Origin of the sequence: Stenotrophomonas chelatiphaga, assembly GCF_001431535.1 — a bacterium.
GTDB classification, from domain to species: Bacteria; Pseudomonadota; Gammaproteobacteria; order Xanthomonadales; family Xanthomonadaceae; genus Stenotrophomonas; species Stenotrophomonas chelatiphaga.
The window spans coordinates 23,774-42,788 of the sequence record NZ_LDJK01000036.1; the positions used below are offsets into that span (position 1 = coordinate 23,774).

The window sequence follows — 19,015 nt, forward strand, 5'->3', positions numbered from 1 at the left end:
CCCAGTCTGCATTGGGGGTTATAGTTGCGGGCGCGAGCTCTGTGAGTAAGAAACTTCAAGATGGATGCCACTTTGATCCTAGAAGGGGATATCAGTTTCGGTGATGGAGAAAGGGCCGGCATATCTGGCGCGCCGAAATAGCAATGCGTTGATTTTTTCGCGCAGTTTGCCGTCACTATTAAGGATCTCAACATCGCCCTTAATGTCTACGTGTATTTCCAAGACTTTATCGTTCATTTCGAGAGATATTGACTCTAGAGGTTCGCGAATCCTGTTGCGCATCATTGAATCTTGAATGTAGTATTTGAGGAGTACTGACAGATTGGACTCAAAATATTTCCTGACTTCCTCCGAGGTGGTAATTGCAGAATAGCTTTTCGCAATCTCGCCCGTGAAGAAAGATCGGTTGTAGTGATGCAGGTCTGCTAGGTCGGTTATCCAAGAGTCAACGCTTGAGATGTTTAAGAAATGTACTGAGGCGGATGTATCGACCTTTCTGACCATGTACTTCGAGAAGCATGTGATCCTCTGAATGCTCCTAACAGTCTGTTCTTCATTCAGGAACTGGACGTCTACCATTGGTGCGTCAAAAACCGTGTGCAGCGAGAAGTGGTAAACGCGTTTCCGCACAGATCCAGTGGATGCGCGTTTCTTTGCGATCTCATGGTCGAGGGCTTTCAATAGGCCCGTTACGGAATCGTAATATGGCTTATCGTTGTAGGGGCTGCCGTTCTCTCCGACCAACTGAAATGCGAAGACGTCTCGTTGCGCTAGGAGGATTTTGCGAGTGCGACTACTCAATCCGTGGAAATAGCGTTCTTTCCAGTCGCAGGAGGATAAATGGGCCTGCAATGGCTGCATTTTCGTGGACCAGTGAGCCGGCTCCCAATCCGCGTTGGGGTCTCTGGTAGGTCTGCGGCGCGATAGGAACGCTGCGGTATGAGCAGCATCTTTCTTGCAGCTGATCAACGCGCATGTGATGACATTGACTTCTTCTGATTTCGCTATCTTATAAGCGATGATGTCAATCTCGCGGGCTTGTTCGCTGACGTCATCAATATAGTAGCTGCCATTAATGGTCCGCCATCCGGCGGCCTGCAGTGCTGTGACCACTCTGTGTTCCAAGACGAAGCCTGTTTTGGATATCGCCTCAAGCACTTTATCTGGAGTTGCTGCTGGCATCTGTCGCCTCAGTTCCGTTGAGATTCGGCGAGGATGCGCTCTTTCTTCGCCTGCGCCAACATCGGGGACCTGCAGAACCTGCTGCTCAGTGGCACGCGAGGTGGCAAGGCTGGATAAGCGATTGAAAGGAATTAATTTGTTGCGGCCTGCAAAGCCGCGTACGCCGGTTCAATTCCGACCCAGGCCTCCAACGCTTCATGCAGAAAGCCCGCCAATGGCGGGCTTTCTGTTTTCTGCTTTTCGTCATCTACTCGATCGCGATCACAGCACGCCCCGTATCACCCCACACCCAACACCAGCAGCGCGCGGCTGGTGCGCATCGTGCGGTCCGCCATGCCCTCCGGCGTGGCCTTGCTGGTGCTCGATCCCAGGTTGATCCGTCGGCTCACGCCCAGCAGGTCATCGCGGTCGGCCAGTGCATTGAGGCCGGCGTCCTGCCACCACGCGGCAGCGGCCAATGCGCCCACTTCCGGTGATTCCAGCAGCTCGGGCTGCTCTTCCAGCGGCAGGTCGAGCAGTTCGCCGATGCGGCGGTAGTTGTCGCGGCCGGTCAGGGCGATCGGTCCGCGGCCGCGATAGCGATAGCCATCGCCACTGGCTTCGTCACGGTTGCCATTGCGGTTGGCATACACGCGGTTGGCCAGCCGCTCCGGCTTGCGCACATACTGCGGCTGTTCGGCTTCGGACAGGCGCCGGCCGAACACTTCGCCGATGCGTTTGCGGCTGTACGACAGGTTTTCCTGCAGGTGCTGCAGGCTCAGGCTTTCATGGCCGATCTGTGCCAGGAAATGCGCGATGCGCCGTGGCGTGTTGATCTCGAATCGCTGCATCGCCTCGTTCAACGGCGCGGTCCACCGCTGCGCCAGCGCCAGCGGGCACATCAGGATCTGCGAGAGCAGGGCGGCGTTGATCATCAGTCACTCCACGGGGCGGGGCGCTTGGGCGCGCGAATGCGATGCAGCGAACATCGCGCGCCCTTCCGTCGCATTCCAGTGGAAACGTCAGTGGTGCCCGTGGCGCAGGACCTGTGCCAGCGCCGCGGCGGGATCGGCGACGCCCATGGCGCCAGCCTGCGCAGGCTAAAGGCTTGAAGAATCCACGTAACGCCGACCTTCCTGGGTCAGATCGATATCGCCATCTTCGCCATGCGCCGCAAGGCCGACTTGCACCGCCCAGGCTGCGTCTTCTTCCGCGACCGGGCGGGTGGCCTGGATCGCTTCCAGAATGCGTTGCTGCTTTTCGCTCAACTCCATGGGGGTTCCTTCGAGGTATCCAGCCTTGCAGCCTACGCATGCGTGGTGAGGGCAACGTCTTGAAGGCACTTGTCTCAAGCGGCCTCGTGGCGCGATCTGATCTGAATGGTTCAGGACGGTGCACAGGATGTGTCCGCTGTGTCATTGACGCGTAGACAAAAAAATGTCTAATTCATAGGCATCGCGTTGCCTCGCTGGATGCCCCCGCATCCCCGCTGCCACCGATTTCGTGGAGGTCGTACATGGATTACGGCAGACAGAACCTGGCCGACCAGGTTCGCGACGAGTTGCAGGACAGCTACCAGCGGCATGGATGCGGCCCGGAGTTCTGGAATACCTACCAGCGGGTGCTGGCGCGTCTGGTGCCGGAGGGGCGTGAGCGCACCCAGGTCACCAACGACATGGCCCTGCTGATCGAACAGCTTGGCATTGTCCGGCACGCCCAGCTGGTGCCGCCGTCCGAGCCGCCATCGCTCTGATTCACCCCGCCAGCGCGGCACCCAGCAGCACCAGTCCCAGCACCAGGCTCAGCAGTCCCGACAGCGCCAGGGTGCGCGGTCGTATCCACTGCGCCCGGTCACCGGCCAGGCGCCGCGGGCTGATGTGCTGGATGAGCCCATGGCTCAGCCCCGCCGCCTGCTGCGACTGATCACAGGCCACGGCGCAGGCGCCGCAGTCCAGGCAATCGGCCTGCGGGCCGTCGCGCACGTCCAGCGCCATCGGGCATGCCTGTACGCAGTGTCGGCAGTCGGTGCAGTCGCCCAGTCGATCATCGGCGAAACGCGGCATCGGTCCGGCCAGCTGCGGATGGGCCCAGCGGAATACGTAATCCTGAGCGGTGCCGGCATCGAGCAGACCGCGTCCACGCTGGGCGATGCTGCCGCCACCCGGCCGCCGTGGCCCGCGCGGCTCGCCACGCGGCGCGTGGTACAGCATGCGCGGGGTGTGCCCATCGCACAGCAGCGGCTGCAGACGCGCGAAGGGGCACAGCAGGCGGCACACGTGACGGCGCAGGAAGCCCGCGTTTCCCCAGGTCGCCACGGCGTAGAAAGCGACCCAGAACGATTCGAAGCCGCCCAACCGCAGGGCAGCGGCGCGCGCCAGCAGCGGTTGGAGGGGCGTGAACAGGCCGACGAAGCTCAATGCAGTCCACAGTGCGATGCCGATCCACAGCGCATGGCGCGCGACCGGCTCTGCACGGGAGTGCCCGAGCAGACGCCGCGTGCCGCGCTCCACCCACGAAAACAGCGTGCTCCACACGGTCTGCGGACAGGCATGGCCACACCACAGGCGGCCGGCCAAGTGAGTGAACAGCGCCAGCATCGTGGCGAGCACGGCCATCACTCCCAGCAGCAGGCCGGCCTGGCTGGGCCACAGGGTCAGGCCGAACACATCGAAGCGGCGCTCCACCAGGTCCAGCAGCACGGCCTGGCGACCGTCCCAGCGCAGCCACGGCAGGACGTGGAAGCCGACCAGCAGCCCGACCGGCAGCCACGTCCGGATTCGTGACAGCAGTGCAGGCCGGTTCATCCCAGCGGCACCTCGTCGTCGTCCCCAGGCTCCGCGTGCGCCGGCCGCAGCAGGTACCAGGTAGCGGCGCTGGACAGGCTGGTGATGCCCCAGGTCAGGAAGAACCCCAGCGTGTAGCCCAACCCACGACTGATGCCAAAGCCGGGAACGGCGATGTCACCCAGCCGCAGCGGATCGACGAAGGCGAACAACACCGCACACGCCAGTGCGGCGGCGATGAAGCCGGGCCACAGGATCACGCCAAGGGCATGCAGGCGCTGCCGGGAGCGTGGATCAGCGTCGGTGGTGCACTGTCGGGGCATGCGGCACAGTCCGGCAGGAGGGGCGGTGGACACCGGCAGGGGCACGCAACGGCCCACCGGCAGGGTGTCACTGTAGAAAGCGTGCGGGCCGGCGTCCTTGATCCTGATCAAGCGGGCGTTGTGCAGGCCAATGCGATCATGCGCCATCACATTCGCCCGGATTCCATGGATACCCTGCCGCCCCCGTTGCCCGAAGCCTCCCCCGACCTGTGCACCGAAGCGGAAGTGACCCGTCTGGTCCACGACTTCTACGCGCGCGTGCGCGACGAACCCCGGCTGGGTCCGGTGTTCACCGCCCATGTGCAGGACTGGCCGACCCACCTGGCCCAGCTGGTCGATTTCTGGTCGGCCCTGCTGCGTGGCACGCGGCGCTTCCAGGGCTCGCCGATGTCCAAGCACATGGCCATCGATGACATGGACCGCGACCTGTTCGATCGCTGGCTGGTGCTGTTCCGGATGACGTCGGCGGAAAGTGCCAACCCGGACATGCAGCGGCTGGCCGACGACATCGCCGCGCGCATCGCCGATACCTTCTGGAAGCGCTACCGGATGCTGCGCCTGCCATCGATCGGCCTGCCCATCGTCGGTTGATGCGCCTGGATTGATCTCGGTCAAGGCGGATGCGCACGCCCGCGCGCACGCTGCAGGCATGGACACGTACTCACCTGTTGAAGGCGGCCTGGCCTGGTGTTTCGATGCGGCGACCCTGCGCCGCCACGACAAGGCCGGCCCGCGCTATACCTCCTACCCGACCGCGCCGCATTTCCATGAGGGGTTCGGCGAGGCCGAGCTGACCGCGACGCTGGCCCGCAGCAACGCGCAGGCACGTGCGCTGTCGCTGTACGTGCACGTGCCGTTCTGCAGCAGCCCGTGCTTCTACTGCGGCTGCAACCGGATCATCAGCCGCGACCGCAGCCGTGGCCATGCTTACGTGGCGCGGGTGCTGGCCGAGGCGGACCTCGTCGCCTCCCACATCGATCCGCAGCGCGAGGTGATCCAGCTGCACCTGGGCGGTGGCACGCCGAATTTCCTCACCGGCGAGGCGATGGCCGAGCTGGTCGAAGGACTGCGCCAGCGCTTCCGCTTCAGCGCCTCGCCTGCGCGCGATTTTTCCATCGAACTCGATCCGCGTTTCATCGACCGTGACGACGTGGCGCGGCTGGCCGGACTGGGGTTCAACCGGGCCAGCCTGGGCGTGCAGGATTTCGATCCGCAGGTGCAGGCGGCGATCAACCGCCTGCAGGGCGTGGAGCAGACGCTGGACATCCTGCAGGCCTGCCGCGATCACGGCATGCGCTCGGTCAACGTGGACCTGATCTACGGCCTGCCCGGACAGACCTTGGCTGGCTTCGGGCGCACCCTGCAGCAGGTGCTGGCGCTGCGCCCGGATCGTCTGGCGGTGTATGGCTACGCGCACCTGCCGCAGCTGTTCCGCGCGCAGCGGCAGATCGAGGAATCCCGCCTGCCCGCGCCGGAGCAGAAGCTGGCACTGCTCGGGCTGGCGGTGGAGCAGCTGCTGCAGGCCGGTTACCAGTACATCGGCATGGATCATTTCGCGCTGCCGGAAGAGGACCTGTCGCGCGCCCAGCGCGCCGGACAGCTGCACCGCAATTTCATGGGCTATACCACCCATGCCGATACCGACCTGCTGGGGCTGGGGGTGAGCGCGATCAGTACCGTGGCCAGCAGCTACAGCCAGAATCCGCGCGAGCTGCCGGCGTGGGAGGCGGCGGTGGATGCGGGACATCTGCCGGTGTGGCGCGGCGTGCAGCTGGACCCGGACGACCTGCTGCGCGCGGAGATCATCCAGCAGCTGATGTGCCATGGCGAAGTCGATGTGGGCGCGTTGTGCAGCGCACGCGCGATCGCCTTCGAGGTGTACTTCGCCGATGCGCTGGCGCAGCTGCACAGCCTGCAGGCCGATGGCCTGGCCGAGGTGGACGCCGGGGTGGTGCGTGCCACGGCCAAGGGCCGCCCGCTGCTTCGCCTGCTGGCGATGTGCTTTGACCGCTACCTGTCGCAGCCGGGACAACCGGCGCGGTATTCGCGTGCGCTGTGAGGCATCGCGTGGTGCTGGCAAGCAGTTCTGGTGCCCGGAGCCGGGATCGAACCGGCAAGACCTTGCGGTCGGCGGATTTTAAGTCCGCTGCGTCTACCAGTTTCGCCATCCGGGCCGCGCGGCATAGGGTGCACCACGGGGCGCGAATTTGGAATGGCGGCGCGCGTGCGTGGAATCGTGACCCGCTGCGCGGTCTGCGCCGCGACGCTGTCAACCACGCGTTGTTCATGCCATATTCGGCTTTGTCAGGGGCCAGGGAGTGACCATGCCGTTGCACGCGATTGCCTACGTCAGCCAGGCCCGTTCGGCGCTTTCACCGCAGGAGCTGGATGCGCTGCTGGCCGATGCGACGGCGTTCAACCGGATGGCCGGCGTCACCGGGGTGCTGATGTTCGATGGCGAACGCTTCCTGCAGTACCTGGAAGGCCCGCGCGATGGACTCGATTCGGTGTACGGCCGGGTGCTCAACGCCAGCATCCACCACGGCGTGCGGCAACTGGCCGCCGGGGCGGTGGTCATGCGCTGGTTCCCGCACTGGACCATGGCCAACCGGCGCATCGATCCGCTGACCATGACCCACATCATCAACGCACCCTGGACCGGCATCAGCGCCGGCCGGCCCGCGGCCGGGCAGGGGCTGGCGCTGCTGCTGCGCAGCTGGACCGGCGACGATGGCGAACTGGAGCCGGCGGCGGTCAGCCTCGGCTCCTGAAAGCGCAAGCGTGGTCAGCGCCGGGCATGGCGGTTACCCTTGTGCCTCTTTGAATCGGAGGCGGGTGCGCAATGGAGAGTTCAAACGCGCATCGCGCAGCAGGGTCGCAGCGTCAGGGCAGCCCGGTGTCGGCGGCCACGTCCCCGCGCCCTGCAATCATCGGCCTGGGGTATGTCGGCCTGCCGTTGGCGGTCGCCTTCGGGCGGTTGTTCCCCACCCTGGGCTTCGACATCGATGCCGCGCGCGTTGCCGAACTGCAGCAGGGCCATGACCACACCCTGGAACTGGAAGACGGCGAGCTGGCCGGTGCCCCGCTGCTGCGCTGCAGTGCCGATGCCGCCGAACTGGCGGCGTGCAATATCTACATCATCACCGTGCCCACGCCGATCGACGCGCACGAACAGCCCGACCTGGGGCCGCTGCGTTCGGCCAGTGAACGGGTGGCCAGCGTACTGAAGGCCGGCGACCTGGTGGTGTACGAATCCACCGTGTATCCCGGCACCACCGAGGAAGTCTGCATTCCGCTGCTGGAGGCCGGCTCCGGACTGCGTTTCAACCAGGATTTCTACTGCGGCTACAGCCCGGAGCGGGTCAGCCCCGGTGACCGCAACCGCCGCTTGGCCGATATCCGCAAGATCACCTCAGGCTCCACCCCGGAGGTGGCCGCGGTAGTGGACGCGCTGTATCGCCGGATCATCACCGCCGGCACGTTCCCGGCGCCGTCGATGCGCGTGGCCGAGGCCGCCAAGGTGGTGGAAAACATCCAGCGCGACGTCAACATCGCGCTGGTCAACGAACTGGCGCTGATCTTCGACAAGCTCGGCATCGATACCCAGGACGTGCTCGACGCGGCCGGCAGCAAGTGGAATTTCCTCCCGTTCCGGCCGGGACTGGTGGGTGGCCACTGCATCGGCGTGGATCCTTATTACCTGCTGCACAAATCGGAAAGCGTGGGCTACCACCCCGACCTCATCCATACCGCGCGCCAGGTCAACAACCGGGTCGGGGCGCACGTGGCCGAGCGCGTTCTGTCGCTGCTGACCGATCGTGGACGCAGCGCGGAACAGGTCCGCATTTTGGTGCTCGGCGTGACCTTCAAGGAAGATTGCCCGGACCTGCGCAACAGCCGTGCGCTGGAACTGGCCGAGCAGCTGCAGGCCAGTGGCGCGCGGGTGGACGTGCATGATCCGTGGGTGGGTCCGGCGGCATTGGCCGACACGGCGGTGCACTGGGTGGCGCGTCCGGAACCCGGCGCCTACGATGCGGTGGTGCTGGCGGTGGCGCACGCCGCGTTCCTGGACATGGATGCGGCGCAGATCGCGGCCCTGCAGGCACCGGGCGGCATCGTCTATGACGTGAAGTCGGCCTGGCCACGTGCTTCGGTGGACGGCCGCCTGTAAGCGGCTGCCGCAGCGTTGACGGCGGCGCGGGTAGACTGGTTGCAGCCATCCCGAAAGGAACGCCATGCACCGCTACCTGGCCTACGTGCTCGCCATCATCCTGTTTCCGGTCTGCCTGTGGCTGGCCACGTACTGGGTCGCCTGGTACTGGGGGGTCGGGCTGACGGCCGCACTGGTGGTGGTGGGCACCTGGGACCTGCTGCAGGCGCGCAGCACGCTGCGCCGCAACTATCCGGTGCTGGCGCATTTCCGTTATGGACTGGAATCGATCGGCCCGGAAATCCGGCAGTACTTCGTGCAGAGCGACCTGGAAGACGTGCCGTTCTCGCGCCAGCAGCGCGCGCTGATCTACCAGCGTGCCAAGAATGAAATGGACGTGGTGCCGTTCGGTACGCTGCGCAGCACCTACGCGGTGGACTACGAGTGGATCAACCATTCGCTGGCGCCTACCAGCATCGGCCACAGCGATTTCCGCGTGCTGATCGGCCCGAACTGCGCCAAGCCCTATTCGGCCAGCGTGTTCAACATCTCGGCGATGAGCTTCGGTTCGCTGTCGGCCAATGCGATCCGCGCGCTCAACGAGGGCGCGCGGCGCGGTGGCTTCCACCATGACACCGGCGAAGGCTCGATTTCGCGGTACCACCGCGAGATGGGAGGCGACCTGGTGTGGGAAATCGGCTCGGGCTACTTCGGCTGCCGCCATGATGATGGCAGCTTCAGCGAAGAGCGCTTCGTGGCCAACGCGACCACCGATCAGGTCAAGATGATCGAGATCAAGCTGTCCCAGGGCGCCAAGCCCGGCCATGGCGGCGTGCTGCCGGCGGCCAAGGTGAGCGCGGAGATCTCCGAGACCCGCGGCGTGCCGATGGGCGTGGACTGCGTGTCGCCTTCGCGGCACTCGGCGTTCTCCACGCCGATCGAACTGCTGCAGTTCGTCGCCCGCCTGCGCGAGCTGTCCGGCGGCAAGCCGGTCGGGTTCAAGCTGGCGATCGGCCATCCCTGGGAATGGTTCGGCATCGCCAAGGCGATGAGCGAGACCGGCCTGCTGCCCGATTTCATCGTTGTCGACGGCGCCGAAGGCGGGACCGGCGCGGCCCCGGCCGAGTTCGTCGACCATGTCGGCGTGCCGATGCACGAAGCGCTGCTGCTGGTGCACAACACGCTGGTCGGCCTGGACCTGCGCGACCGCATCCGGCTGGGCGCAGCCGGCAAGATCACCAGTGCCTTCGACATCGCGCGGATCATCGCGCTGGGGGCGGACTGGTGCAATGCCGGGCGCGGTTTCATGTTCGCGCTGGGCTGCATCCAGTCGCTCAGCTGCCACAGCGACAAATGCCCGACCGGCATCGCCACCCAGGACCCGGCGCGCTGGCGCAGCCTGGACCCGACCGACAAGGCCGAACGGGTGCACAACTACCACCGGCACACCCTGCATGCGCTGAAGGAACTGCTGTGCGCGGCCGGACTGAATGATCCGGCCGAGCTGGGGCCGGAACACATCCTGCGCCGGGTATCGCCGGTGGAGATCCGTTCTTTGGCCTCGTTGTACCGCTACCTCGCCCCGGGCGAGCTGCTGCGCCAGGTGCCGGACCACGCGGTCTTCCACGATTTCTGGGCCGATGCGCGTAGTGATTCGTTCCAGCCGCCGGCACGCATCCAGGCGCTGCGCGCGAGCAAATCGCGATGAGCCTGGACGTGCTGCCGCACTTCCGTGGCGGACGTCCTGAGGATGCGCCAGCGCTGTGGGAGCTGCGCACGCGCTGCGTGCGCGAACTGTGCCGCAGCCACTACCCGCCGGAGGTGATCACGCGCTGGGCCGCATCGCCACCGCCGCCGCGTTACCCGGGGCTGATCGCGGAAGGGGGCTGCGTGGTGGCCGACGACGCGCACGGACGGTTGCTTGGCTACGGGATCCTGATGCTGCAGGACAACGAAGTGGATGCGCTGTTCGTGGCCCCGGAGCAGGCCGGAAAAGGGCTGGGCCAGGCGGTGCTGGAGCGTCTGCTGGCCCTGGCCGATCCGCAGCGAGACGTGCTGCTGTCGGCCTCGCTCAACGCGGTCGCGTTCTACCAGCGTGCCGGTTTCCTGGATGAAGGGGAACAGGCGTACCCGCACCCCAGTGGCATCACGCTCGCGGCCAGGCGCATGCGCCGGCCGGCGGCGTCAGCGCTGCGCTAGCCAGTTGATCACACCTTCGGCCGCCCGCTTGGCGCTGGCATAGCAGGCGGTCAGCAGGTAGCCACCGGTGGGCGCTTCCCAGTCCAGCATCTCACCGGCGCAGAATACGCCCGGCAGGGCCGTCAGCATCAGTCCGGAATCCAGCGCCGGCAGCGTGACTCCGCCCGCGGTGCTGATCGCCTCGGCCATCGGTCGCGGGCGCTGCAGGTGCACGGGCAGGCGCTTGAGCGTGGCGGCCACCGCGGCGATGTCCTGCCCGGCGTCCTTGCCCAGCACCTCGAACAGCAGCGATGCCTTCACCGCATCGACGCCGGTCTGCCGACGCAGGTGCTCGCCGAAGCTGCGGCCGTTGCGCGGGCGCGCCAGGTCGGCGGCCAGGCGGTCCTGCTCGCGTCCCGGCACCAGGTCCAGCCACAGGGTGGCGCTGCCGTCGCGGTTGATCGTCTCGCGCAGGTCGGCCGACAGCGCATAGACGAGGCTGCCTTCGATGCCGTACTCGCTCACCACGCATTCGCCTTGCAGGTGCCGCGGCGTGCCCTGCAGGTCGGTCCAATGCGCTACCACGGACTTCAGCGGCGTGCCGGCGTTGCGCTGGATGAACCACGCGGTCCATGGCACATCGAAGCCACAGTTGGCTGCCTGCAGCGGCGCCAGGGCGACCCCACGCGACTGCAGCAGCGGCATCCACGCTCCATCGGAGCCCAGCTGCGGCCAGCTGCCACCGCCGAGCGCGAGCAGCGTGGCATCGGCGTGCACGCTGCGCTGGCCGTCTTCGGTGGCGAAGCACAGCGCGCCGTCGGTGTCCCAGCCCTGCCAGCGATGCTGCACGTGGAAACGCACGCCTTGTTCCTTCAGCCGGCGCACCCAGCCACGCAGCAGCGGGGCGGCCTTGCGGTCCACCGGAAACACGCGCCCGGAACTCCCCACGTAGGTCTCCACGCCAAGGTCGGCCGCCCAGCGACGCAGCGCGTCGGCATCGAACGCGTCCAGCCATCCGGCGACCGCAGCGGTCTGTTCGCGATAGCGGCTGTCGAATAGTGGACGGGGATCGGAATGGGTCAGGTTCAAGCCGCCCTTGCCGGCGATCAGGAACTTTCGCCCGGGCGAGCCCTTGGCCTCGTACAGATCCACCGACAGCCCGGCCGCACACAGCTGTTCGGCGGCGAACAGGCCTGCCGGTCCGCCGCCGATCACCGCGACGCGGGCTGCGATGGCAGGATCAGCGGGGCTGGACATCAAGCAGTTCGACATCGAACACCAGCGAAGAGCCGGCCGGGATGGGCCCTACGCTGCGCTGTCCGTAGCCCATGTCCGGGGTGATCATCAGCGTGCGCTTGCCGCCTACCTTCATGCCGGCTACGCCTTCATCCCAACCGCGGATGACCTGGCCACCGCCGAGATCGAACGAGAACGGTTCGCCGCGGGTTACCGAGCTGTCGAAGGTCTTGCCATGCTTGTCTGCGGCGCGTTCGTCGTAGATCCAGCCGGTGTAGTGCACCGTGACCTTGCTGCCCGGCGTGGCGACCGCGCCGGTACCGGGCTGGGTATCGATGGTTTCAAAGGCGGCGATGGTGCCACCCGGCGGCGGGCCGGCCGGCGCGCACGCCGCGAGGGCCAGGGACAGCAGCAGGGGAGCGAGCAGGCGGCGCATGGGCGGCATCCAAATCGAAGGGATGCAAGGGTAGCGCATCGCGCGGGAACGCAGGCCAGGCGCCGGTAGTGACGGCCGCTGGCCCTCAACGTGATCGCCCGCAATTGACGGCCAGCGGCCGTCACTACCGGGGTCTGTCGGATTGACGGCCAGCGGCCGTCACTACCGCTCGCCGGAGGCGCCCGGTGCACCGCCGCGCCGACCCGGCACCACGACGTGGCCAAGGGTGACCAGGTAGAAACGCTCAAAGCGCGGCACGACCGCGTTGACCAGCGTGATGCCGTTGTCGAAGGTGTGGATCACGTTGTAGCCGGCAACCAGCCCGTCTGCCTGCAGGGCTTGGCTGATCTGCTGGATCTGCGACGCCACCGGCCCTGCCGGTCGGTCTTCCAACCGGACGGCAACGATCGGTTGGCTCGCCAGCCGGTCTTCGATGTCCATGCGCGCGCTGGGCTGCAGCCGCGGCCATTGCTGCAGCAGCTGCGCGGGATGCACCGACGCTGCCCGACCGGCGCGTACCGGTGTGGCGTCGCTGGCAAGCGCCAGATGTGATTGCAGCAGCTCGTGCAGGGCCCTGCGCGCGGCGTGGGCTGGATTGAGTGAAGCACCAGCGCCATACGGGCGTGCGTGGTCGTAGCAGAGGTGGGCGACCGCAAGGCAGCTGGTGATGCCTGGCGTGCTGGAAATGTCGAGCAGGCAGATATCAGCATCAACGCACTGGCTGACCTGGCGGTACAGATCGGCGACATCGGCGGGCAGGCCGGCAGGACTGACCACGCGCAGCGCTTCGTTGCCGGCATGGAAGAAGTGGGAGAGCAGGAACAGGGAAATGGCGTCGCGTTCGGCGCATTCGTTCAGTGCGTGCAGCAGCGCCTCTTCCAGGCTGCCGCCAATCGCGGTGCCGCTGTTGCTGGCATAGCGGCGCAGGGGAGCGTAATCAAACGTGTCCACAGGCAGCGGTGCGTCGGCGTAGGTGGGCGCGGAGAGTGCAACCGGGTAGTGAAAGTCCGTCGCGCCCGCCAGGCCGGTGTAGCGCCGGGTGGCGATGGTTTCTTCGATCTGGTCGAACAGCAGCGCACCAGGCAGGTAGCGGGTGAGGTCCGGATCCAGCAGCGCGATCAGGTCCTCCACGGCACGAACCTGCGCATCGTGGGCGGCGTGGCGATCCATCAGCAGGTGCTCCATCGCCTCGTAAAGCGAACCGACCACCGCCGCCTCGCGCGCGCCTTTGCCCCATCCGCCGGTGAGCAGCGTGCCATCGGCGTCATGCAGCTCGGTCAAGGCCGCGCAGGGGTCCTGCCCGATGACGCTGGTGGCGTAGCGGATGCCCAGGGCATCGTAGGCTGCCTGGATGCGCCGTGTGGCGTCGGGCAGGCTGAAGTGTCGTTCTTCGGGAACGTCGGGGGTGGTCATGGTCTGCACGCCTGCGCTGGGAGGGGTTACCACCGCTGCGACGGTTGCAGCCCGCCCGCAGGGGGGCTGCAGCCTGTCGATCAACCGGGCGTCAGCCCAGCAGCGCGACTTCCTGTGCGTTGAGCTGCAGGTCGGCGACCTGGATTGCGCCGGAGATCAGAAACGGAATGTTGAAAATGCCCATGATGTTTTCCTTTGCTGGGATCGCCGCTGATTGCGGCCAGGCAAGGTTCTCAAAGGCACCCCCGTAACGTTATCGGACAGTGCCAGCAGACGGTGTAGGGATGGCCTGTGGCCTTATGATGGGCACCATGTCGAAACTCCTGCTCAACCTGCGCCACGTCGGCGATGACGAATACCACGATGTCTGCACGTTGCTGGACCAGCACCGGATCGCGTGGTACCGCACCGAACCGAGCCCGTGGGGCATCTCCAACGGCGGCCTGTGGCTGCGCGAGGATGCCGATCATCCACGCGCCCGCGAGCTGATGAGCGCCTACCAGGCCGAGCGCAGCGTCCGTATGCGCGCCGAGCGCGAGCAGGCCCTGCAGGACGGCAGCGCCGAAACCTTCGGCAGCCTGCTGCGGCGTCGGCCGGGGTTCGTGGTGCTGGTGCTGCTGGGCATGCTGGTGGCGGCCGCGCTGGTGCTGCTTCCGTTCATGCTGCTGCGCGGCTGAGCAGGCGGCCAGCGGGTAAAATGGGCGGATGATCGCCAACACCGCCGCCTACCACTTCGTCACCATCGACCACCCCCTGCAGCTGGCCGACCAGCTTCTCGCGCGGGCCGAGGCCGCCCACCTGCGCGGCAGCATCCTGGTGGCCGGGGAGGGGCTGAACCTGTTCCTCGCCGGTGCACAGGCCGATATCGACGGGTTCTACGCGGCGCTGCACGCCGACGCGCGGTTTACAGGCATGCGGGTGAAGACCAGTTACAGCGAGCACCAGCCGTTTGCCCGCCTGAAGGCGAAGGTGAAGGATGAAATCATCAGCTTCCGCCGGGATGATGGCCAGCCGCTGGAGTATCCGCGCGCCCCCGCGGTCGATCCGGCCACCGTGCAGCGCTGGCTGCGCCAGGGCCACGACGATGCCGGAAAGCCGGTGGTGATGCTGGATACGCGCAACCTGCAGGAAGTCGAATTCGGTACCTTCCAGGATGCGCTGGTGCTGCCGATCGAAAAGTTCACCGACCTTCCGGCAGCGCTGGCACCGCACCGCGAGGCGCTGAAAGACAGCACCGTGGTGAGCTTCTGCACCGGCGGCATCCGCTGTGAAAAGGCCGCGCTGTGGATGCGCAACGACGGCATGGACAACGTGCTGCAGCTGGACGGCGGCATCCTGGGCTATTTCGAGGACGTGGGCGGCGAAGGCTACGAAGGCCGCTGTTTCGTGTTCGACGAGCGGGTGGCACTGGATGCGCAGCTGCAGCCGCTGGTGGACCAGCCGCTGCCGGAGCCCAAGCCCAGCGCGTTCTGACCCTGCCGGGTTGCCGGGCCACAGGAATCAGCGTCCCGCCATCGACACTGGCAAGCGCGTCCGCACGGCCCCATACCTTGGGCATCTCCTCATGGAATGCCCGCCTGATGATTCCCCTGTCGATCCTCGACCTGGCCCCGGTCTGCGAGGGCAGTGACACCACCGCCGCCTTCGCCAACATGCTCGAACTGGCCCAGCAGGCCGATGCGCTGGGCTACCGCCGTTTCTGGCTGGCCGAACACCACAACATGCCGGGTATCGCCAGCGCCGCCACCGCGGTGCTGATCGGTCATGTCGCCGGTGGCACCCAGCGCATCCGCGTCGGGGCGGGCGGCATCATGCTGCCCAACCATGCCCCGCTGCAGGCCGCCGAACAGTTCGGCACGCTGGCCTCGTTGTACCCGGACCGCATCGACCTGGGGCTGGGCCGCGCGCCGGGTACCGACCAGCCCACCGCCCGCGCGCTGCGGCGCTATTTCGACAGCGCCGACCAGTTCCCGCAGGATGTCCGCGAGCTGCTGCATTACTTCGAGCCCGCGCAGCCGGGGCAGGCCGTGCAGGCGGTGCCGGGGGCTGGCCTGCGGGTGCCGGTGTGGATCCTGGGCTCCAGCCTGTTCGGCGCGCGCCTGGCCGCCTCGCTGGGCCTGCCGTACGCCTTCGCTTCGCATTTCGCCCCGGATTCGATGGATGAGGCGCTGGCGGTCTACCGCCGTGATTTCCGCGAATCAGCCACGCTCAAGCGCCCGCACGCGATGCTGGCCCTGAACGTGGTGGCCAGCGAAAGTGAAGCCGAATCGCGACGGTTGTTCACCAGCCAGCAGCAGAGCTTCGTCAACCTGCGCCGGGGCAACCCGGGCCGGATTCCGCCGCCGGTGGATGACATCGACACCTTCTGGCAGCCGCATGAAAAGGTGGGGGTGGAGCGCGCGCTGGCGTGCACCGTGCTGGGCGACGCGCAGCAGGTGGGCGAGGGCATCGCTGCCTTCGTGGATCGCCACCAGCCTGACGAACTGCTGCTGACCGCGAACATCTACGACCATCGCGCGCGCCTGCGCTCGTTCGAACTGGCCATGCAGGCCTGGCACGCCCGCCACGCTGCCTGAATGCCGCGCGCACGCCACCACGCGCACTGAACATCCACCTCACGCGGCGTTGCACGGCGCTCGCGTGAGATGGAGCTCTACCAAGGAGCAACCCCATGAATGCAGATCGCCAGCAGCACATCACCCAGCTCGCCGCCCTGATCAAGGATGTCGAGGTGGCGATGTTCACCACCACCGGCGTCGATGGCCGCCTGTACAGCCGCCCGCTGGGCACCCAGGAAGTGGAGTTCGATGGCGACCTGTGGTTCGCCACCTCGGCCGACAGCCCGAAAGTGGCCGAGATCGCGCTGAATCCGCGGGTCAACGTGGCCTATGCATCGCCGTCGAAGAACAGCTACGTGTCCGTGGCAGGTACCGCGCGGATCGTCGCCGACCGGGCGAAGATCGATGAGCTGTGGTCGCCGGCGATGAAGCTGTTCTTCCCGGAGGGCAAGGACGATCCGAATCTGCGCCTGATCCACGTCGAAGCTGAATCAGCCGAATACTGGGATGGCCCGGGCACGCTGCTCGGCAAGGCACTGAGCTTCGTGCTGTCGGCGGTGCAGGATGAGCCGGCGCGTCTGGGCGACAACGGCTTCGTCGACCTGCGTTGACCCAACGTAGCGTCGAGTGCGCTCGGCGCAACGCTGGTAGATTCCCCCGAGGTGTCGAGCCTGCTCGACACCTCGGCTGATCAGAACCAGCGCTGGAACAACTCGGCCACGTAGCCGACCAGCTGTCCGGAACTGAAACCGAAGAACACCACCGCCACCACCGCGGCAATCCAGTTCACCAGCATCAGCGTGCCGTCGCGTTCCAGCAGTGCCAGCGAAAACAGCAGCAGCTGGAAGCCGAACAGGTAGTTGGTGAACGGAATCGGCAGCGACAGCAGGATCCCCAGCAGCACCAGCAGCAGGCCACTGAAGGCATGCGCGGCAACCGGCTGCAGCAGCTGCGGGCGGCGCGGCTTGAGCAGGCGGTCGAGCCGGCGCAACGCGCCATCGATACGGTCCAGGAACCTGTGCATCGTGCCGCGCCGGGGGCCACGCCGCGCAATGAAGCCGGGCACCCATGGCTTGCGCAGGCCGCACATCATCTGCGCGCCGATCAGGATCACCAGCGGGCCACTGAGTGCACCGCCCACGCCCGGGATCGGGATGAAGGAGGGCAGGATGGCAATGAACAGGAACACGCCGAACGCGCTCTGCTGCAGGTTCTGCAGGATCTGCCCGAGCTTCATGTGCTGGGCGGGATCGCCGAACTGGAACATCGCCAGCAGGGTGCGGATGCCTTCGTTGCGGTAGACCGGGCCGCTGTCTTCGGCGACGCCGTCGCCAGGCTGCTGGTCCGGATCAGGCGGTGAGTTCATCGGCCTGCTCGTCGGAAAGGGTGCGCAGCAGCAGTTTGTCCACGCGCGCGCCGTCCAGGTCGATCACTTCGATGCGCCAACCGGCCCAGTCGAAGTATTCGCCCACATGCGGGATGCGGCCGAAGAAGTGGATGCACATGCCGGCCAGCGTGTAGTAATCGCCGTCCTCGGCATCGGGCAGGTCGTTGGTGCCGAGCAGCTCGCGCAGGTCTTCGATCGGCAGCGAGCCGTCCACCAGCAGCGAGCCGTCTTCGCGGATCACCACCAGCGCGTCTTCGTCCGCGTTTTCAGTGGCCTGCAGGCGGCCAACCACCGCGCCCATCAGGTCGCTGATGGTGACCAGGCCCTGGATTTCGCCGTACTCGTCCACCACCAGCGCGACCGACTGCTGTTCCTCGCGGAAGATCTCCAGCAGCTTCATCGCATGGGTGCTTTCGGATACATACAGCACCTCGCGCAGGTTCTGGAACAGCGCATGGTCACCGCGCGCCATGCGCGTGGCCAGGGTCTTCACCTCGAGAATGCCGACCACGTCCGAGTCGTTGTCGCGGTACACCGGATATCGCGAGAACTCGTTCTCGCTCATGATCTCCAGGTTCTTCTCCAGCGCGCCCTGGGTATCCAGCCATGCAATCCGGTTGCGCGGGGTCATCAGGCTGTCGGCGGTGCGGTCGCCCAGGCGCATCACGCGGTTCATCATGTCGCGCTCGTGCGCGTCGATCACACCGGCCTCGTGGCTTTCGGCCACCAGCATGCGGATCTCTTCTTCAGTCACGCTGGCCGCTTCATCCTTGCCCAGCCCGATGACCCGGAGCACCAGGCGGGTGCTGTGGGACAGCAGCCAGACCGCCGGGAACGCGATCCGCGACAGCCAGCCCATCGGCCAGGCAACCAGGCCGGCGATATCTTCCGAGCGGGTGATGGCAAGACGCTTGGGCACCAGCTCGCCGAAGATCAGCGTCAGGAAGGTGATCAAGGCCACGGCCAGTGCCTTGCCCACCTGGTTGGCGTAGGCGAAGCCGGGGAACAGCTCGTGCAGCCAGGCGGCGATGGCCAGGCCGATCGCCTCGCCACCGAACACACCGGTCAGGATGCCGATCAGGGTGATGCCGATCTGCACCGTGGACAGGAAGCTTTCCGGTTTTTCGGACAGTTCCAGCGCACGCTCGGCGCGCTTGCTGGTGGCGGCCATCTGCTTGAGCCGGCTCTTGCGCGAGGTCATGACCGACATTTCGGACATGGCGAAGAAGCCGTTGAGCAGGATCAGGGCCAGGACAATAATCAGTTCAAACACGGGCGTCGTCCCCGGTTGGTGGCAGGGAGGGCGGGTGCTTGCGATGGCGGCAGGCGCTGGGGACCGGGGTCGGGCGCGGCGGCGGAGGGTAAGGGTCGTCGTCCATAGGTGTGCGCC

21 protein-coding genes and 1 tRNA gene are annotated in these 19,015 nt (G+C 66.3%); 11 read left to right on the forward strand and 11 right to left on the reverse strand.

Features of this window, described 5'->3' with window-relative positions; genetic code table 11:
* Positions 1-78: 78 nt before the first annotated feature.
* The 3 genes from ABB28_RS18000 to ABB28_RS18200 all read right to left on the reverse strand — a co-directional run bounded on the left by ABB28_RS18000 (position 79) and on the right by ABB28_RS18200 (position 2,435).
* Positions 79-1,182, reverse strand: coding sequence for a hypothetical protein (locus ABB28_RS18000; protein ID WP_152983432.1), 1,104 nt, complete (start codon positions 1,180-1,182; stop codon positions 79-81).
* 278 nt (positions 1,183-1,460) lie between these two features.
* Entirely contained in the window at positions 1,461-2,096 is a 636-nt protein-coding gene (locus ABB28_RS08950; RefSeq protein ID WP_057508294.1) for a glycoside hydrolase family 19 protein, read from the reverse strand.
* A gap of 165 nt (positions 2,097-2,261) precedes the next feature.
* Positions 2,262-2,435 carry a hypothetical protein gene (locus ABB28_RS18200; protein WP_170184006.1) on the reverse strand — a complete coding sequence of 58 codons (174 nt, stop codon included), beginning with the start codon at positions 2,433-2,435 and terminating at the stop codon, positions 2,262-2,264.
* Between the two features lie 242 nt (positions 2,436-2,677).
* On the opposite strand from ABB28_RS18200, the gene ABB28_RS08955 reads away from it, so the two are divergent.
* The gene (locus tag ABB28_RS08955) at positions 2,678-2,914 is read left to right on the forward strand and encodes a hypothetical protein (RefSeq protein WP_057508295.1); all 237 of its coding nucleotides are present in this window, start codon (positions 2,678-2,680) and stop codon (positions 2,912-2,914) included.
* 1 nt (position 2,915) lies between these two features.
* Here the strand turns inward: ABB28_RS08955 and ABB28_RS08960 are convergent, their stop codons facing one another.
* Both ABB28_RS08960 and ABB28_RS08965 read right to left on the reverse strand, forming a co-directional pair.
* On the reverse strand, positions 2,916-3,965 hold the full coding sequence (locus ABB28_RS08960; protein ID WP_057508296.1) for a 4Fe-4S dicluster domain-containing protein: 1,050 nt from the start codon (positions 3,963-3,965) through the stop codon (positions 2,916-2,918).
* A complete protein-coding gene (locus ABB28_RS08965) occupies positions 3,962-4,267 on the reverse strand; it encodes a hypothetical protein (RefSeq protein ID WP_057508323.1) in 306 nt (101 codons plus the stop codon). Before ABB28_RS08965 ends, ABB28_RS08960 begins: the two co-directional genes overlap by 4 nt.
* A 165-nt stretch (positions 4,268-4,432) precedes the next feature.
* Here ABB28_RS08965 and ABB28_RS08970 point away from each other — a divergent pair, with 165 nt between their 5' ends.
* Both ABB28_RS08970 and hemN read left to right on the forward strand, forming a co-directional pair.
* Positions 4,433-4,858 (forward strand): group III truncated hemoglobin, encoded by a 426-nt coding sequence (locus tag ABB28_RS08970; protein WP_057508324.1) that lies wholly within the window; start codon positions 4,433-4,435, stop codon positions 4,856-4,858.
* 58 nt (positions 4,859-4,916) lie between these two features.
* Positions 4,917-6,326, forward strand: a complete 1,410-nt coding sequence (gene hemN / locus ABB28_RS08975) for an oxygen-independent coproporphyrinogen III oxidase (protein WP_057508325.1) — start codon at positions 4,917-4,919, stop codon at positions 6,324-6,326.
* Between the two features lie 28 nt (positions 6,327-6,354).
* On the opposite strand, the gene ABB28_RS08980 is transcribed toward hemN, so the two are convergent.
* Positions 6,355-6,441 (reverse strand) — tRNA-Leu (locus ABB28_RS08980).
* Positions 6,442-6,591: 150 nt separating this feature from the next.
* Here ABB28_RS08980 and ABB28_RS08985 point away from each other — a divergent pair.
* The 4 genes from ABB28_RS08985 to ABB28_RS09000 all read left to right on the forward strand — a co-directional run bounded on the left by ABB28_RS08985 (position 6,592) and on the right by ABB28_RS09000 (position 10,616).
* Positions 6,592-7,038 carry a BLUF domain-containing protein gene (locus ABB28_RS08985; protein WP_057508297.1) on the forward strand — a complete coding sequence of 149 codons (447 nt, stop codon included), beginning with the start codon at positions 6,592-6,594 and terminating at the stop codon, positions 7,036-7,038.
* A 71-nt stretch (positions 7,039-7,109) separates the two neighbouring features.
* On the forward strand, positions 7,110-8,438 hold the full coding sequence (locus ABB28_RS08990; RefSeq protein ID WP_083491983.1) for a nucleotide sugar dehydrogenase: 1,329 nt from the start codon (positions 7,110-7,112) through the stop codon (positions 8,436-8,438).
* 64 nt (positions 8,439-8,502) lie between these two features.
* The gene (locus tag ABB28_RS08995) at positions 8,503-10,125 is read left to right on the forward strand and encodes an FMN-binding glutamate synthase family protein (RefSeq protein WP_057508299.1); all 1,623 of its coding nucleotides are present in this window, start codon (positions 8,503-8,505) and stop codon (positions 10,123-10,125) included.
* Entirely contained in the window at positions 10,122-10,616 is a 495-nt protein-coding gene (locus ABB28_RS09000) for a GNAT family N-acetyltransferase (protein WP_057508300.1), read from the forward strand. The genes ABB28_RS08995 and ABB28_RS09000 overlap by 4 nt, the downstream gene beginning before the upstream one ends.
* Here the strand turns inward: ABB28_RS09000 and ABB28_RS09005 are convergent.
* From ABB28_RS09005 to ABB28_RS09015, 3 genes are all read right to left on the reverse strand, one after another.
* The gene (locus ABB28_RS09005) at positions 10,602-11,852 is read right to left on the reverse strand and encodes a TIGR03862 family flavoprotein (protein WP_057508301.1); all 1,251 of its coding nucleotides are present in this window, start codon (positions 11,850-11,852) and stop codon (positions 10,602-10,604) included. The genes ABB28_RS09000 and ABB28_RS09005 overlap by 15 nt on opposite strands.
* Complete coding sequence (locus ABB28_RS09010) at positions 11,836-12,267, reverse strand: FKBP-type peptidyl-prolyl cis-trans isomerase (protein WP_057508326.1); 432 nt, start codon at positions 12,265-12,267, stop codon at positions 11,836-11,838. Before ABB28_RS09010 ends, ABB28_RS09005 begins: the two co-directional genes overlap by 17 nt.
* 162 nt (positions 12,268-12,429) lie before the next feature.
* Complete coding sequence (locus tag ABB28_RS09015; protein WP_057508302.1) at positions 12,430-13,680, reverse strand: YcaO-like family protein; 1,251 nt, start codon at positions 13,678-13,680, stop codon at positions 12,430-12,432.
* Positions 13,681-13,991: 311 nt separating this feature from the next.
* Between ABB28_RS09015 and ABB28_RS09020 the strand changes: the two genes are divergently transcribed.
* The 4 genes from ABB28_RS09020 (at position 13,992) to ABB28_RS09035 (ending at position 16,849) form a co-directional block, all read left to right on the forward strand.
* Positions 13,992-14,357, forward strand: coding sequence for a DUF6164 family protein (locus ABB28_RS09020; RefSeq protein ID WP_057508327.1), 366 nt, complete (start codon positions 13,992-13,994; stop codon positions 14,355-14,357).
* A 28-nt stretch (positions 14,358-14,385) separates the two neighbouring features.
* A complete protein-coding gene (locus tag ABB28_RS09025; protein ID WP_057508303.1) occupies positions 14,386-15,153 on the forward strand; it encodes a sulfurtransferase in 768 nt (255 codons plus the stop codon).
* 107 nt (positions 15,154-15,260) lie between these two features.
* Entirely contained in the window at positions 15,261-16,256 is a 996-nt protein-coding gene (locus ABB28_RS09030; RefSeq protein ID WP_042613017.1) for an LLM class flavin-dependent oxidoreductase, read from the forward strand.
* Between the two features lie 95 nt (positions 16,257-16,351).
* Entirely contained in the window at positions 16,352-16,849 is a 498-nt protein-coding gene (locus tag ABB28_RS09035; RefSeq protein ID WP_057508304.1) for a pyridoxamine 5'-phosphate oxidase family protein, read from the forward strand.
* 80 nt (positions 16,850-16,929) lie between these two features.
* Here ABB28_RS09035 and ABB28_RS09040 read toward each other — a convergent pair whose 3' ends face one another.
* A complete protein-coding gene (locus ABB28_RS09040; RefSeq protein ID WP_057508305.1) occupies positions 16,930-17,604 on the reverse strand; it encodes an exopolysaccharide biosynthesis protein in 675 nt (224 codons plus the stop codon).
* Positions 17,588-18,898: a hemolysin family protein gene (locus ABB28_RS09045; protein ID WP_057508306.1), complete on the reverse strand. Its 1,311-nt coding sequence runs from the start codon at positions 18,896-18,898 to the stop codon at positions 17,588-17,590. Before ABB28_RS09045 ends, ABB28_RS09040 begins: the two co-directional genes overlap by 17 nt.
* Between the last annotated feature and the right edge of the window lie 117 nt (positions 18,899-19,015).

Excerpts from the sequence above, each read along its gene's own strand:
- ABB28_RS09030 (WP_042613017.1), top strand. The coding sequence starts at position 15,261 with ATGATTCCCCTGTCGATCCTCGACCTGGCCCCGGTCTGCGAGGGCAGT.
- ABB28_RS08950 (WP_057508294.1), bottom strand. The coding sequence starts at position 2,096 with ATGATCAACGCCGCCCTGCTCTCGCAGATCCTGATGTGCCCGCTGGCG.
- ABB28_RS18000 (WP_152983432.1), bottom strand. The coding sequence starts at position 1,182 with ATGCCAGCAGCAACTCCAGATAAAGTGCTTGAGGCGATATCCAAAACA.
- ABB28_RS09025 (WP_057508303.1), top strand. The coding sequence starts at position 14,386 with ATGATCGCCAACACCGCCGCCTACCACTTCGTCACCATCGACCACCCC.
- ABB28_RS09040 (WP_057508305.1), bottom strand. The coding sequence starts at position 17,604 with ATGAACTCACCGCCTGATCCGGACCAGCAGCCTGGCGACGGCGTCGCC.
- ABB28_RS08985 (WP_057508297.1), top strand. The coding sequence starts at position 6,592 with ATGCCGTTGCACGCGATTGCCTACGTCAGCCAGGCCCGTTCGGCGCTT.
- ABB28_RS08990 (WP_083491983.1), top strand. The coding sequence starts at position 7,110 with ATGGAGAGTTCAAACGCGCATCGCGCAGCAGGGTCGCAGCGTCAGGGC.
- ABB28_RS08995 (WP_057508299.1), top strand. The coding sequence starts at position 8,503 with ATGCACCGCTACCTGGCCTACGTGCTCGCCATCATCCTGTTTCCGGTC.
- hemN (WP_057508325.1), top strand. The coding sequence starts at position 4,917 with ATGGACACGTACTCACCTGTTGAAGGCGGCCTGGCCTGGTGTTTCGAT.
- ABB28_RS09015 (WP_057508302.1), bottom strand. The coding sequence starts at position 13,680 with ATGACCACCCCCGACGTTCCCGAAGAACGACACTTCAGCCTGCCCGAC.
- ABB28_RS09010 (WP_057508326.1), bottom strand. The coding sequence starts at position 12,267 with ATGCGCCGCCTGCTCGCTCCCCTGCTGCTGTCCCTGGCCCTCGCGGCG.
- ABB28_RS09000 (WP_057508300.1), top strand. The coding sequence starts at position 10,122 with ATGAGCCTGGACGTGCTGCCGCACTTCCGTGGCGGACGTCCTGAGGAT.
- ABB28_RS09020 (WP_057508327.1), top strand. The coding sequence starts at position 13,992 with ATGTCGAAACTCCTGCTCAACCTGCGCCACGTCGGCGATGACGAATAC.
- ABB28_RS18200 (WP_170184006.1), bottom strand. The coding sequence starts at position 2,435 with ATGGAGTTGAGCGAAAAGCAGCAACGCATTCTGGAAGCGATCCAGGCC.
- ABB28_RS09005 (WP_057508301.1), bottom strand. The coding sequence starts at position 11,852 with ATGTCCAGCCCCGCTGATCCTGCCATCGCAGCCCGCGTCGCGGTGATC.
- ABB28_RS09035 (WP_057508304.1), top strand. The coding sequence starts at position 16,352 with ATGAATGCAGATCGCCAGCAGCACATCACCCAGCTCGCCGCCCTGATC.
- ABB28_RS08965 (WP_057508323.1), bottom strand. The coding sequence starts at position 4,267 with ATGCCCCGACAGTGCACCACCGACGCTGATCCACGCTCCCGGCAGCGC.
- ABB28_RS08970 (WP_057508324.1), top strand. The coding sequence starts at position 4,433 with ATGGATACCCTGCCGCCCCCGTTGCCCGAAGCCTCCCCCGACCTGTGC.
- ABB28_RS08955 (WP_057508295.1), top strand. The coding sequence starts at position 2,678 with ATGGATTACGGCAGACAGAACCTGGCCGACCAGGTTCGCGACGAGTTG.
- ABB28_RS08960 (WP_057508296.1), bottom strand. The coding sequence starts at position 3,965 with ATGAACCGGCCTGCACTGCTGTCACGAATCCGGACGTGGCTGCCGGTC.